This is a genomic window from Pseudomonas sp. YA1 (assembly GCF_058680555.1).
The window spans coordinates 143,018-157,261 of sequence record NZ_JBZWBG010000010.1; the positions used below are offsets into that span (position 1 = coordinate 143,018).

Sequence of the window (14,244 nt, forward strand, 5' to 3'; positions counted from 1 at the left end):
TCCGCCCCGATTCCGCTGGATACGAGGTGTTCGATGAACAACAGCTTCTGGAAGGCCGGCCATGCGCCGACCCTGTTCGCGGCGTTTCTCTATTTCGACCTGAGCTTCATGGTCTGGTACGTGCTCGGCCCGCTGGGGGTGCAGATTGCCGGCGACCTGCAACTGAGCACCCAGCAGCGCGCGATGATGGTCGCCACGCCGATCCTCGCCGGCGCCGTACTGCGCTTCCTGCTCGGCCTGCTGGCCGATCGCTGGTCGCCGAAGAGCGCCGGCATCCTCGCCCAGGTCATCGTCATCGCCGCCCTGGCGGCCGCCTGGCTGCTGGGCGTGAACAGCTATGCGCAGGCACTGCTGCTGGGGTTGTTCCTCGGCTTCGCCGGGGCATCCTTCGCCGTGGCCCTGCCGCTCGCATCGCAATGGTACCCGCCGCAACACCAGGGCAAGGCCATGGGCATCGCCGGCGCGGGCAACTCCGGCACCGTGCTCGCCGCCCTCTTCGCCCCCGGCCTGGCCGCCGCGTTCGGCTGGAACAACGTGTTCGGCTTCGCCCTGCTGCCGCTCGTCCTGACCCTCCTGGTGTTCGCCATGGTCGCGCGCAACGCCCCGCAGCGGCCGGCGCCCAAGGCCATGGGCGATTACCTGAAAGCCCTCGGCGACCGCGACAGCTGGTGGTTCATGTTCTTCTACAGCGTCACCTTCGGCGGCTTCCTCGGCCTGGCCAGCACCCTGCCCGGCTATTTCCACGACCAGTACGGCCTGAACCCGGTGACCGCCGGCTACTACACCGCCGCCTGCGTCTTCGCCGGCAGCCTGATGCGCCCGCTCGGTGGCGCCCTCGCCGATCGCATCGGCGGCATCCGCAGCCTGCTGATGGTGTACACCCTGGCCGCCATCTGCATCGCCGCGGTCGGTTTCCACTTGCCCAGCGCGATGGCCGCCCTCGGCCTGTTCGTGGTCGCCATGCTCAGTCTCGGTGCCGGCAATGGCGCGGTGTTCCAGTTGGTACCGCAGCGCTTCCACAAGGAAATCGGCGTGATGACCGGGCTGATCGGCATGGCCGGCGGCATCGGCGGCTTCTGCCTGACTGCCGGCCTCGGCGCGATCAAGCAAAGCACCGGCGACTACCAGCTCGGCCTGTGGCTGTTCGCCAGTCTCGGCGTGCTGGCCTGGTTCGGCCTCCACGGGGTGAAGCGGCGCTGGCGCACCACCTGGGGCTCGGCCGCGGTTACCGCCGCGCGGGTCTGAGCGTGGGGCTGCGACTGAGCATCGGCGAGGCCAGCGCCTGCGGGCCTCGCACGGAAAACCAGGACGCGCTGCGGGTGGTCACCCCGGCGCCGGCCCTGGCCGCCAGCAAGGGACACCTGCTGGCCATCGCCGACGGTGTCAGCCAGTGCGCCGATGGCGGCCTGGCGGCGCGCAGCAGCCTGCAAGCGCTGGCCCTGGATTACTATGCGACTCCGGAAACCTGGGCCATCGTGCAGTCCCTGGACCGCCTGCTGCTGGCGCAGAACCGCTGGCTACAGGCCAACGGCGGCGGCCAGCCGCTGCTCACCACCCTCACCGCCCTGGTGCTGCGCGGCACCCGCTACACCCTTGCCCACGTCGGCGATTGCCGGGCCTACCTGTGGCGCGACGGCGAGTTGCTCCGGCAGACCAGCGACCACGTCTGGGAACAGCCGCACATGCAACACGTGCTGACCCGCGCCCTGGGACTGGACCAGCATCTGGTGGTCGACTATCTGGAAGGCGATCTGGAGCCCGGCAGCCAGTGGCTACTGGTCAGCGACGGCGTCTGGGCGACGCTGGGCGACAGCGGCATCCGCAGCATCCTGCGCAACGCCGAAGAGCCGCAGCGCAGCGCCGAGGCTCTGGTTCGCGCCGCCCACCTGGCAGGCAGCCAGGACAACGCCAGCGCCCTGCTGGTGCGCGTGGAAGCCGTGCCCGCAGGCAGCCTCGGCGACGCCCTCGCGCAACTGGGCCACTGGCCACTGCCGCCACCGCTGAAGCCCGACCAGCTCTTCGAAGGCTGGCGGGTCCGGCAGTTGCTCGGCGAATCCCGCCAGTCCCTGCTCTACCGGGTCGAGGATGGCCAGGGCCAACCCTGGCTGCTGAAGACCCTTCCCGCCGCACGTGCCGACGATCCGCTGGCAACCCAGGCCCTGCTGCTCGAGGAATGGTTCCTGCGCCGCGTCCAGGGCCGGCATTTCCCCGAGCTGCACGGATTGGCGCAACGCCAGCATCTGTATTACCTGATGCGCGAGCACCCCGGAGAGACTCTCGCCGAGCGCTTGCGCAACCATGGCCCGCTGTCGCTGCCGGAGTGGCTGGGGCTGGCCAACCAGCTGCTGCGCGGGCTTGGCCAGTTGCATCGACGCAACCTGCTGCACCGCGACCTCAAGCCGGAAAATCTCCACCTCGGCCGCGACGGCGAGCTGCGCCTGCTGGATTTCGGCCTGGCCTGGTGTCCGGGATTGTCGCGCGAAGACCCCCATCTGCTACCGGGTACGCCCAGCTACCTGGCGCCGGAGTGCTTCTCCGGCACCTCGCCCTCGGTGCGCCAGGATCTCTACGCCACCGGCGTCTGCCTCTACCAGGCGCTGACCGGGCGCTATCCCTATGGCGAGATCGAAGCCTTCCAGCACCCGCGCTTCGGTCGCCCCGTCCCGCCCAGCCGCTATCGCCCCGACCTGCCGGCCTGGATCGACGACCTGCTGCTGCGCGCCGTCGCCTGCGACCCCGCACAGCGCTTCGAGACCGCCGAGGAATGGCTGCTCTCGCTGCAACAGGGAGAAGCGTTGCCGGCCGCGGCACCCCGCCCATTGCTGGAGCGCGAACCGCTGCAGACCTGGCGCGCCATCGCCCTGCTGTCCCTGGCCGCCAACCTGGCGCTACTCCTGGTCTGGCTGAAGGGCTGAGTGGCACCAGCCCGGTGCGATACGCCCCGGCACGGAGCAGAAAGACCGCGGGGAGCCCCCGCGTTATCCCTGCAAGGCCATGGAGATAGGCAATAGCGCAAGTTGGCACGGCGCCTGCTTGGGTTCTCCCGACAATCGACAACAAAGCGCCTGCCTCAACGACGAGGCGGCGTTTCCCGACCGAACGGGACCTGGACAAAGGCGTCCTGCTGGCAACAGCGGGACGCCTTTTTTGTTTGCGCCAACCTTATGCAGGAGCTACTCCGCATGAAGAAGATCAAGCTGGTGATGGTCGGCAACGGCATGGCCGGGGTCCGTACCCTGGAAGAACTGCTCAAGCTCAACTCGGACTTCTACGACATCACGGTGTTCGGCGCCGAGCCCCATCCCAACTACAACCGCATCCTGCTGTCCCCGGTACTGGCCGGCGAGCAGACCTTCGAGGAAATCGTCCTCAACGACCTCAACTGGTATGCGGAAAACGGCATCAAGCTCCTCCTCGACCGCAAGGTGGTGCAGATCGACCGGGTCCGCCGCAGGGTGGTCGCCGCGGACGGCAGCGAGGCCGAGTACGACCGCCTGCTGCTGGCCACCGGCTCGGTCCCCTTCATCCTGCCGATACCCGGCAATCGCCTGCAGGGCGTGATCGGCTACCGCGACATCGCCGACACCCAGGCCATGATCGACTGCGCCCGGACCCACAGCCACGCGGTGGTGATCGGCGGCGGCCTGCTCGGCCTGGAGGCGGCCAACGGCCTCAAGCAACGCGGCATGGACGTGACCGTCGTGCACCTCTCCGACTGGCTGCTGGAACGCCAACTGGACCGCACCGCCGGCAAACTCCTGCAAGGCGCGCTGGAAGCCCGCGGCATCCGCTTCCGCCTGAACACCCAGACCCAGGAACTGATGGACAACGGCAGCGGCCGGGTCTGTGCCGTGCAGTTCAACGACGGCGACGTGATTCCCGCCGACCTGGTGGTAATGGCCGCCGGCATCCGCCCCAATACCGAGCTGGCCGAAAGCGCGGGCATCCCCTGCAACCGCGGCATCCTGGTCAATGACACCCTGCAGACCTACGACCCACGCATCTATGCGGTCGGCGAATGCGCCAACCACCGTGGCATCGCCTACGGCCTGGTTGCGCCGCTGTTCGAGCAGGCCAAGGTCTGCGCCAACCACCTGGCTCATCTCGGTTACGCCCGCTACCAGGGCTCGGTGACCTCGACCAAGCTCAAGGTGACCGGTATCGACCTGTTCTCCGCCGGCGACTTCATCGGCGGCGAAGGCAGCGAGACCATCACCCTTTCCGACCCCATCGGCGGCGTCTACAAGAAGCTGGTGATCAAGGACGATGTACTGGTCGGCGCCTGTCTCTACGGCGACACCGCCGACGGCGGCTGGTACTTCCGGCAGATCCGCGAGAACCACAACGTCGCGCAGATCCGCGACCACCTGATGTTCGGCGAGAACGCCCTCGGCGATGTCGGCCACCAGGGCCAGAACAGCGCCGCGAGCATGCCCGACACGGCCGAAGTATGCGGCTGCAACGGCGTCTGCAAGGGCACCATCGTCAAGGCCATACAAGAACACGGCCTGTTCAGCGTCGACGAAGTCAAGAAACACACCAAGGCCGCCAGCTCCTGTGGCTCCTGCGCGGGATTGGTGGAACAGATCCTGATCAGCACCGTCGGCGGCGCCGCCGACGTCAAGCCGAAGAGCGAGAAGGCCATCTGCGGCTGCAGCGACCTCAACCACGGGCAGATCCGCAAGGCCATTCGCGAACACCGGCTGACCAGTCTCGACGCCGCCATGCGCTTCATGGACTGGAAGACCCCGAACGGCTGTGCCACCTGCCGCCCGGCCCTGAACTACTACCTGATCTCAACCTGGCCGGGAGAAGCCAAGGACGATCCGCAGTCGCGCCTGATCAACGAACGCGCCCACGCCAACATCCAGAAGGACGGCACCTACTCGGTGGTACCGCGGATGTGGGGCGGCGTGACCAACGCCGCCGAGTTGCGGCGCATCGCCGACGTCGCCGACAAGTACCAGGTGCCGATGGTCAAGGTCACCGGCGGCCAGCGCATCGACCTACTGGGGGTGAAGAAGGACGATCTGCCGGCCATCTGGAAAGACCTCGACATGCCCTCCGGACATGCCTACGGCAAATCCATCCGCACCGTGAAGACCTGCGTCGGCAGCGAGTTCTGCCGCTTCGGCACGCAAAACTCGACGCAGCTGGGCATCGATCTGGAACACGACCTGTTCAACATGTGGTCGCCGCACAAGGTCAAGCTGGCGGTCTCCGGCTGCCCGCGCAATTGCGCCGAGGCCGGGATCAAGGACGTCGGCATCATCGGCGTGGACTCCGGTTGGGAGATGTACATCGGCGGCAACGGCGGGATCAAGACCGAGGTCGCGGAGTTCTTCGTCAAGCTCAAGACCGCCGAAGAAGTGCGCGAATACAACGGCGCCTTCCTCCAGCTCTACCGCGAGGAAGCCTTCTACCTGGAGCGCACGGTGCATTACCTGCAGCGGGTCGGCATGGAGCACATCCGCAAGGCGGTGGTCGAGGACGCGGAAAACCGCAAGGCGCTCAACGACCGCCTGCAATTCGCCCTCTCCTTCGAGCAGGACCCATGGAAGCAGCGCATCGAACAGCCGCAATTGAAGAAGGAGTTCGAACGGATTCCGCTCAAGCAACTGGAAAACGTCTGAATCCCTTGTCCGGGCCGTCCCACGGCGGCCCTCCCCCTACCGGAGTGAACCGATGAACTGGCTGGATATCTGCGCCCTCGATGAAATCAACCCGCTGGGCTCGCGCGTGGTCGCCGGCCCGAAAGGCGACATCGCCATCTTCCGCGCCTCCGACGACCAGGTCTTCGCCCTCGATGACCGCTGCCCGCACAAGGGCGGCCCGCTGTCCCAGGGCCTGATCTACGGCAAGCGAGTGGCCTGTCCGTTGCACAACTGGCAGATCGAACTGGAGAGCGGCGAAGCCGTGGCCCCGGACCAGGGCTGCGCCCATCGCCACCCGGTGCGGGTGGAGAACGGACGGGTGCTGCTCGGCCTGGACAGCGTGGCGCTGTGCGCCTGATCTCTCGCCGATAACAGGAGCCGAGCATGTCGACAGATTCCCCGCTGCGCACCACCGCTTCGACCTGCTGCTACTGCGGCGTGGGTTGTGGCGTCCTGATCGAACACGACGGCGAACGCATCCTCGGCGTGCAAGGCGACCCGCGGCACCCGGCCAACTTCGGCAGACTCTGCAGCAAAGGCGCCAGCCTGCACCTGACCGGCGACCTCCAGGCCCGCGCGCTGTACCCCCAACTGCGCCTCGGCAAGCAAATGGCGCGGGCTCGCAGCGACTGGGAGAGTGCCCTGGAACATGCCGCCGGGCGTTTCGCCGAGACCATTCGCGAACACGGGCCGGACAGCGTGGCCTTCTATATCTCCGGCCAGTTGCTGACCGAGGACTACTACGCCTTCAACAAGCTGGCGCGGGCCCTGGTCGGCACCAACAACATCGACAGCAATTCGCGCCTGTGCATGTCCTCGGCGGTGGTCGGCTACAAGCGCAGCCTGGGCGCCGACGCCCCGCCCTGCAGCTACGAAGACCTCGACTGCGCCGATTGCGTGCTGATCGCCGGCAGCAACATGGCCTTCGCCCACCCGGTCCTGTTCCGTCGCCTGGAAGCCGCCAAGGCCGCTCGGCCGGAGATGCGCATCGTGGTGATCGACCCGCGGCGCACCGACACCTGCGAGCTGGCCGACCTGCACCTGGCGCTGCTGCCCGGCACCGACGTCGCACTGTTCCACGGCATCCTGCATATCCTGCTCTGGGAGGACTGGATCGACCGTTCGTTCATCGCCGAGCATACCGAGGGTTTCGCCGACCTGAAGGAACTGGTGCGCGACTACACCCCGGCCGCCGTCGCCGACATCTGCGGCATCGACCGCGCCGACCTGCAGCGCTGCGCCGAATGGATCGGCCGTTCGCCGCGCTTCCTTTCGCTCTGGTGCATGGGGCTCAACCAGTCCAGCACCGGCAGCGCCAAGAACAGCGCGCTGATCAACCTGCACCTGGCCACCGGCAAGATCGGCCGCGCCGGATGCGGGCCGTTTTCCCTCACCGGCCAGCCGAACGCCATGGGCGGTCGCGAGACCGGCAGCCTGGCCAACCTGCTGCCCGGCCACCGCGAAGCCGCCGATCCCGGCCATCGCGCCGAGGTGGCGCACTACTGGGGCGTGGAACAGTTGCCCACGTCCCCCGGTCTCAGCGCCATCGAGCTGTTCGATGCGGTCCACGACGGCCGGATCAAGGCGCTCTGGATCGCCTGTACCAACCCCGCGCAATCGCTGCCGGACCAGCGCAAGATCCACGAGGCCCTTGCCCGCTGTCCCTTCGTGGTGGTCCAGGAAGCCTTCGCCGGCACGGAAACCTGCCAATACGCCGACCTTTTGCTTCCAGCCGCATCCTGGGGAGAAAAGGAAGGCTCCGTGACCAATTCGGAACGGCGGGTCAGTCATGTCCGTCGGGCCGTTCCGCCCCCCGGGGAAGCACGCCAGGACTGGAACATCGTCTGCGACTTCGCGCGCCGCCTGGAAGGGCACCTGCGTCCCGCTAAACCCGGCCTGTTCGCCTTTGCCGACAGCCGCAGCCTGTTCGACGAATACAAGCTGCTTACCGCCGGCCGCGACCTCGATCTTTCCGGCCTCAGCTACGCACTGCTCGACCGCCTGGGGCCGCAGCAGTGGCCATTTCCCACTGGCGCGGAGCAAGGCACCGCACGGCTCTATGCAGACGGCCGCTTCCCTACCGCCTCGGGACGCGCGCAACTGGTCGCCGAACCCTACCGCGCCGCCCAGGAAAAACGCGACGCGCGCTACCCGCTGACCCTCAATACCGGACGCTTGCGCGACCAGTGGCACGGCATGAGCCGGACCGGCACCTGCGCACGCCTGTTCGGCCATGAAGAGGAGGCCCTGGTGCACCTGCATCCCGAGGAACTGCGCCGCCGCCAACTGCGGGACGGGCAGCTCGTGCGCCTGAAGAGCCGGCGTGGCGCCCTGGTCCTGCCGGTGAGCGCAGACGACTCGGTGCGCCCCGGCCAGGCCTTCCTGCCGATGCACTGGGGCGATCGCTTCCTCAAGGGCCTGGGCTGCAATGTCCTGACCCTGCCGGCGTTCGACCCCCTGTCGAAACAACCCGAACTCAAGCACGCCGGGGTTCAGGTCGAATCCGTCGAACTGCCCTGGCGCCTGTTCGCGCTGGTGGAAACCGATATCCAGGCGCGTTTCGAGGCCCTCCGTGCGCTGTGCGAAGTCTTCGACCACGCCAGCTTCAGTCTCGCCGGACGCGAGCGCCCCGCCCTGCTGGTCAGCGCCGCACACCATGAGGCACCTGGCGCAGACCTGCTGGAGCGGATAGATCGCCAACTCGAATTGCTCGACGGGCCGATCCTCGCCTACGACGACCCCCGGCGCGCCATCGGCAAGCGCGTGCGCCTCGAAGACGGGCGCATCGTCGCCGTCCGGCTCGCCGGCGAAACCCTCGCCCGCGACTGGTTGAAAGAGCTCTGGCTTACCGGCCGGGCCGATAGCGAGCTACGCCGCTGGCTGCTCGCCCCACTCGGCGCGGCACCGGGACGACCCAGCCAGGGTGCGGGCGGCAAGACCCTGTGCAGTTGCCAGAACGTCAGCCAGCAAACGGTGCTCGGCGGCATCGCCCGCGGATTGGACCTGGACGGATTGAAGCGCGAGTTCGGCTGCGGCACCGGCTGCGGCTCCTGCGTACCGGAAATCAAGAGACTGCTGGCGGCCCCCCGGCCCATGGCGGCGAATGCCTGAGGAGAACGACGATGAGCGGTAAGGTCTGGCTGGTGGGTGCGGGTCCCGGCGATCCGGAACTGTTGACCCTGAAGGCAGTTCGCGCCCTGCAGGACGCGGATGTGGTGATGGTCGACGATCTGGTCAACCCGAGTATACTGGAGCACTGTCCGTCCGCCCGGCTGGTCCGGGTCGGCAAACGCGGCGGCTGCCGCTCCACACCGCAGGACTTCATCCAGCGCCTGATGCTGCGGCATGCCCGCCAGGGACGCAGCGTGGTGCGCCTGAAAGGCGGCGATCCATGCATCTTCGGCCGCGCCGGCGAAGAAGCCGAATGGCTGGCCCGGCACGGGATAGACAGCGAGATAGTGAACGGCATCACCGCCGGGCTGGCTGGCGCCACTGCCTGCGGCATACCGCTGACCTACCGCGGCATCAGCCGCGGCGTGACCCTGGTGACCGCGCATACCCAGGACGACAGCCCGCTGGCCTGGGAAGCCCTGGCACGCAACGGTACCACGCTGGTGGTCTACATGGGCATCGCCCGACTCGCGGAGATCCAGGCCGGGCTGCTGGCTGGAGGCATGGCCGAGGATACGCCGCTGGCGATGATCGAGAACGCCACCCTGGGCAACCAGCGCGAATGCCGCAGCAACCTCGGCGAGCTACTGCGGGACGCCGGACGTTTCGCCTTGAAAAGCCCGGCGATCCTGGTGATCGGCGAAGTAACCCGCGACATCGTGTCGCAACCGATTTCCCTGAGCGCCTGACGAGCGGTCTTTTTCCAGGCAAAGAAAAACCCGGCCTGAGCCGGGTTTTTCCTTAGAGGCTCAGCCGATTACTTGGCTTCAGCTTCTACTTCGGCTTCAACGCGACGGTTGATAGCGCGACCTTCAGCGGTGGCGTTGTCGGCAACCGGGCGGGACTCGCCGTAACCAACAGCGTTCACGCGACCACCTTCTACACCGTACTCGTTGACCAGTACGTCACGAACGGCGTTGGCACGACGCTCGGACAGCTTCTGGTTGTAAGCGTCGGTGCCGACGGAGTCGGTGTGACCTTCAACGGTGGTGGAAGTGGACGGGTACTGCTTCATGAAGTCAGCCAGGTTCTTGATGTCAGCGTAGCTGTTCTCTTTGACCTTGGACTTGTCGAAGTCGAACTTCACGTCCAGCTGTACGCGTACGACTTCGGCGACAGCCGGGCAGCCGTTGGCGTCAACGGTGACGTTGGCCGGGGTATCCGGGCACTTGTCGACGTTGTCGCAAACGCCGTCGTTGTCGGAGTCGGAGCAAACGTCGGCAACCGGTTCCGGAGCCGGAGCGGCTTTCGAACCACCGAAGTTGAAGCCGACGCCCAGGCCAGCCATCCACTCGCCCTGGTGACCGTTGTCACGCTTCTCCAGACCATACTGGCCGTCGAGGCTGGCCTTGGCGAAGAAGTTCTCGGTGAAGTAGTACTTCAGACCAGCGCCGATGTTGGCCATGGTCATCTGCTGACGGCCTTGGCTGTCGCTGTTGATGTTGGTGATGTTCTGGTGAGCCAGACCAGCCGACACGTACGGACGCAGACCTACGCCCGGGGTACCGAAGTGGTAGATGGCGTCCAGAGAGGTCAGGTTGCCGTGGACCTTCTTGTTGCCGGTTTCGTAGGTGCCACGAACGTCATGGTACTCACCGTAGGACAGCGCCAGCTCGACGTCGTCGGTCAGGAAGTAACCGATCGAGCCGCCGTACAGGTCCGCGTTCTTCATGTTGCGAACGCTGTCGGTGAAGTAGCGCTTGCCGAAGGCTTCGATCTCTACCGAGTTCTGGCCCTGGGCAAAGGCGTTCATTGCCGAAGCGGCAACCAGCGAGCCGATGACAACGCCTAAGGTGTTCTTCAGTTTCATCCGTTAAATCCCCATCTTGATGGTCAGTTAGTTGTCCAACAATCAGCCGCACAACTTGGGTGGCAAGTTTATCAGAACTTCCCGCATAGAGAGACAATATTTACCCAACTATGTTTCGGTCGCATCTGAAAACTTTTCGCGCAGGCGGTCCAGTGCCCGCTTGTAGCGCATTTTCGTCGCACTCAGACCCATGTGCATGATATCCGCTATCTCCTGAAACTCCAGTTCCGCGACGAAGCGAAGAACCAGAATCTCCCGATCTATCGGATTGACATGGACGAGCCAACGATCCAATCCGCCCCGCTCCTCAACCTTCGGCGACTTCTCCTCGGAAGCCTCCTCCAGCGGGTCGAGGCTGAGCGCATCCATCAATCGGCGCTTGCGGCGCTCCTTGCGGTACTGCGTGATGCACTCGTTGTACGTGATGCTATATAGCCATGTTTTGAACTTCGACTTGCCCTCAAAGTTCTTCAACCCGTACAAAACTTTCAGCATCACCTCCTGGCACACGTCGTCCGCGTCGCGGTCGTTGCCCAGATAGCGGGCACAGACGTTGAACAGCGTGCGCTGGTAACGCCGCATCAATTCTTCATAGGCGCGCGTCACGTGGAACAGCTCCGAGTGCGCACGCTCGACCAGCTCTTCATCGGAAAGCTGGCGTGGGTCATACCGCTGTGACAGGGGGTGAGGCTTATTCAAGTGAGATCAGGCCAGTCATATCGTAAGCCGGGCCGCCCTGCAGAGCAGCCACGTCCATTATCTCTCCCGGATCAGCGGCTGGTAACTCGCTGATCGAGCAGTAGACGGTTGGCCAGCGACACAAGCTCTCCCTCTTCCGTCAGCAGGATGGTCTTGACCGTACCTATCTCTTCAATAGTGCCTTCAACGTCACCCACTTTCACCTGTTGTCCGACCTGATACAGCTCGCGGACGTAGATTCCTGCAATGATCTGTCCGGCGACCTCGCGGCTGCCCAGGCCCAGGGCCAGCGCAGCGGCCAGGCCGACGGTGATCAGGACGATGGCGATGATGTAGTTGAGCAGGTCGGTCTTGACCTCGAGCTGCCCCACCGCCACCGAGATGCTGATGATGATGACCAGCCACTGGGCGATCCGCCCCAGGCCGTTCGCGTATTCGAGGCCGACGCCGTCCGCTGCGCCGCGCACGACGCTGTTCACCAGTTGCGCCAGGAGCACGCCGACGATCAGCACCAGGGCCGCGCCGAACACCTTGGGCAGGTACAGGGCGAGGACGTCCAGCGTGGCGGATACCCGCTGCAGGCCGAGCGACTCGGCGGCGGATACGAGGAAGACGAGCAGCACGAACCAGTAGACGATCTTGCCGACCAGCGTCGAGACCGGAACCTGGATACCGACCCGGGCCAGCAGCTTGGTCAGGCCGGTGCCACCCATCAGCCGGTCCAGGCCCAGCTTGGCCAGCAGCTTGGAAAGCAGCGCATCGAGCAGCTTGGCGATGACGAAGCCGAGCAGAACGACCACCAGGGCGCCGAGCAGGTTGGGAATGAAGCCTGCCAGCTTGCCCCACAGGGTGTTCATCGCGGTCAGCAAGCTCTGGGTCCAGATATCGAATTGCATGTTCACTCAGCCTTGTCAGCAGAAGATGCGTTTTTCGCGGAAATACGGGAAACCGGCGCCAGATGCGGCGAACCGTTGTTGATGCCGATCATCAGCGCCTGCAGCCAGTGCCCCATGAGGCTGAACAGGTCACCGGCGCCGACCTGGCGATTGGCGGTCTTCAGCACCCGTCCCAGACGCGCGTCGTCGTCCGGCTGGGGAGCCGAAGCCTTGAGCAGGTCCCGCAGGGACTCTTCGAACGGATCGTGCATGCGCACCTCATGTCTGTACGAGGGAGTGACGCCCTCTCCTCACCCCAGGTCACGTCAGAGCCAGCGCAGCCGACGAAATACCCACCACTGGAAGGTGGCGACCCCGCCGATCAGCAGGCAGGCCAGCCAGAACCCATGCGGTGCATCCGCCCCTGGAATGCCGCCGACATTGATGCCCAGCAGGCCGGTGACGAAGCTCATCGGCAGGAAAAAGCCGGTGATTATACCAAGGAGATACATGGTGCGGTTCATCCGTTCGGTAATTCGCCGCGACTCGGCTTCCTGCAGGACGCTGATGCGCTCCCGTATCAACTCGAGTTCTTCGAGATTCCGCGTCAGCCGGTTGTTCAGCTCGTTCCAGTAATCGGCGTCGTCCTCGACGAACCAGGACAGCTTGTAGCGCGCCAGTTGCGAGTAGATGTCCCGCTGCGGCGCCAGGTAGCGCCGCAACCCCGCCGACCGGCGGCGCAGGGTACGCAACTGGTGCTGGTCGGGACTGGCGCGCTCGTCCGCCTCGACCAGCTCCTCGACAGCATCGAGCTGGTCGGCTACCCCGCTGATCAGCGTGTCGACGCGATCGGTCAGGTAGTGCGCGAGGTAGTACACGACCTCGGATGCCGTCTTCGGCCCTTTCCCCGCCTCCAGGTCCTCGAGCAGATCGGCCACCGCCTTCAGCGGCCGCAGGCGCAGCGAGATCACCCGGCGCGCGTCGGCGAATACCCGCAGCGAAACCATGTCTTCCGGCTCCGCGCCCGGATTCAGGTTCACTCCACGGAGGAACACCAGCAGGCTTTCGGCCCCGAGATCGAGCAAACGGGGGCGGGTCGCCTCCTCCAGCAGCAGATCGCAGGCGAACTCGCTGAGCCCCGCGGAATCCCGCAGCCAGGCCTGCGCTTCCGGTACGCCGCGGTCCCAGTGCAGCCAAAGGCTCTCCTCCGGCAGCAGGTCGAGCACCGCTATCTGGTTGCGTCCGACACGGCGTCCGCCGCCGCGCCCGTTGAGGACGTAGCCATAGATCAAGCCGCGCTCGTCACCCGACTCGTACGCTTGCATTGCGCTTCCCTTGGTAAAACGACCATTTCGACAGTAAAAACACAAGTCCGGCACCAGTCAATTCATGGACTTGCGGCACAACCTTAAAGCCAGTCCTGAGACCCATATGCGCGCCTCGGGTTCATTCCAGCAAAAAGCCCCGGGACGCTGCCTGCGTCACCGGGGCCGGAACGGCTGTTAAAAAGCCCTATTCGGGCATCTTCAAGGCCTGCGGAGAAACGATAATGCCGTTGTTGTCGGCATACACGAACTCGCCGGGGCGGAAGGTGACGCCGCCGAAGGTCACGGCGACGTTCAGATCGCCGATGCCGCGCTTGTCGGTCTTCAGCGGATGACTGGCCAGGGCCTGGACGCCAAGGTCGGTCTGGGCGATCACGTCGACGTCACGGATGCAGCCATATACGACGATCCCTTCCCAGCCGCTCTTCGCCGCTTTCTCGGCAAGCATGTCACCCAGCAGGGCGCGGCGCAGCGAACCACCGCCATCGACGACCAGGACCTTGCCCTTGCCGTCCTTGTCGACCTGCTCCTTGACCAGCGAGTTGTCTTCGAAGCACTTGATGGTGACGATCTCGCCGCCGAAGGAGTCGCGGCCGCCGAAGTTGCTGAACATGGGTTCGACGACCTGGACCAGCTCAGGATAGGCATCGCACAGATCGGGAGTGACGTAATGCATGGGAAGCTCCTGTGGGTGAAGGGATCGGCTCGGG

Annotated in this window: 12 protein-coding genes; 6 read left to right on the top strand and 6 right to left on the bottom strand. The window is 65.5% G+C overall.

Annotated elements, in window-relative coordinates; translation table 11 throughout:
• Positions 1 to 33 precede the first annotated feature (33 nt).
• The 6 genes from AC4OR5_RS16020 (at position 34) to cobA (ending at position 9,514) form a co-directional block, all read left to right on the top strand.
• Positions 34 to 1,245 (top strand): NarK family nitrate/nitrite MFS transporter, encoded by a 1,212-nt coding sequence (locus AC4OR5_RS16020; protein ID WP_003087861.1) that lies wholly within the window; start codon positions 34 to 36, stop codon positions 1,243 to 1,245.
• A 74-nt stretch (positions 1,246 to 1,319) separates the two neighbouring features.
• Positions 1,320 to 2,915 carry a bifunctional protein-serine/threonine kinase/phosphatase gene (locus tag AC4OR5_RS16025; protein WP_096082785.1) on the top strand — a complete coding sequence of 532 codons (1,596 nt, stop codon included), beginning with the start codon at positions 1,320 to 1,322 and terminating at the stop codon, positions 2,913 to 2,915.
• 267 nt (positions 2,916 to 3,182) lie between these two features.
• Positions 3,183 to 5,633 carry a nitrite reductase large subunit NirB gene (gene nirB, locus AC4OR5_RS16030; RefSeq protein ID WP_003098052.1) on the top strand — a complete coding sequence of 817 codons (2,451 nt, stop codon included), beginning with the start codon at positions 3,183 to 3,185 and terminating at the stop codon, positions 5,631 to 5,633.
• A gap of 52 nt (positions 5,634 to 5,685) precedes the next feature.
• Positions 5,686 to 6,012 (top strand): nitrite reductase small subunit NirD, encoded by a 327-nt coding sequence (gene nirD / locus AC4OR5_RS16035; RefSeq protein ID WP_003139953.1) that lies wholly within the window; start codon positions 5,686 to 5,688, stop codon positions 6,010 to 6,012.
• Between the two features lie 26 nt (positions 6,013 to 6,038).
• Positions 6,039 to 8,765, top strand: coding sequence for a nitrate reductase (locus tag AC4OR5_RS16040; protein ID WP_043087234.1), 2,727 nt, complete (start codon positions 6,039 to 6,041; stop codon positions 8,763 to 8,765).
• 11 nt (positions 8,766 to 8,776) lie between these two features.
• Positions 8,777 to 9,514 (top strand): uroporphyrinogen-III C-methyltransferase, encoded by a 738-nt coding sequence (gene cobA, locus AC4OR5_RS16045; RefSeq protein WP_058160674.1) that lies wholly within the window; start codon positions 8,777 to 8,779, stop codon positions 9,512 to 9,514.
• 68 nt (positions 9,515 to 9,582) lie between these two features.
• Here the strand turns inward: cobA and oprF are convergent, their stop codons facing one another.
• The 6 genes from oprF to rraA form a co-directional block, all read right to left on the bottom strand.
• Positions 9,583 to 10,635 carry an outer membrane porin OprF gene (oprF, locus tag AC4OR5_RS16050; RefSeq protein ID WP_003087843.1) on the bottom strand — a complete coding sequence of 351 codons (1,053 nt, stop codon included), beginning with the start codon at positions 10,633 to 10,635 and terminating at the stop codon, positions 9,583 to 9,585.
• A 108-nt stretch (positions 10,636 to 10,743) separates the two neighbouring features.
• The gene (sigX, locus tag AC4OR5_RS16055) at positions 10,744 to 11,334 is read right to left on the bottom strand and encodes an RNA polymerase sigma factor SigX (RefSeq protein WP_003098059.1); all 591 of its coding nucleotides are present in this window, start codon (positions 11,332 to 11,334) and stop codon (positions 10,744 to 10,746) included.
• Positions 11,335 to 11,405: 71 nt separating this feature from the next.
• Entirely contained in the window at positions 11,406 to 12,230 is an 825-nt protein-coding gene (locus tag AC4OR5_RS16060) for a mechanosensitive ion channel family protein (protein ID WP_003087830.1), read from the bottom strand.
• A gap of 2 nt (positions 12,231 to 12,232) precedes the next feature.
• Positions 12,233 to 12,487, bottom strand: a complete 255-nt coding sequence (locus AC4OR5_RS16065; RefSeq protein ID WP_003120308.1) for a hypothetical protein — start codon at positions 12,485 to 12,487, stop codon at positions 12,233 to 12,235.
• Between the two features lie 48 nt (positions 12,488 to 12,535).
• Entirely contained in the window at positions 12,536 to 13,534 is a 999-nt protein-coding gene (locus tag AC4OR5_RS16070) for a zinc transporter ZntB (RefSeq protein WP_023106657.1), read from the bottom strand.
• A 187-nt stretch (positions 13,535 to 13,721) separates the two neighbouring features.
• A complete protein-coding gene (gene rraA / locus AC4OR5_RS16075) occupies positions 13,722 to 14,210 on the bottom strand; it encodes a ribonuclease E activity regulator RraA (protein ID WP_009876241.1) in 489 nt (162 codons plus the stop codon).
• Between the last annotated feature and the right edge of the window lie 34 nt (positions 14,211 to 14,244).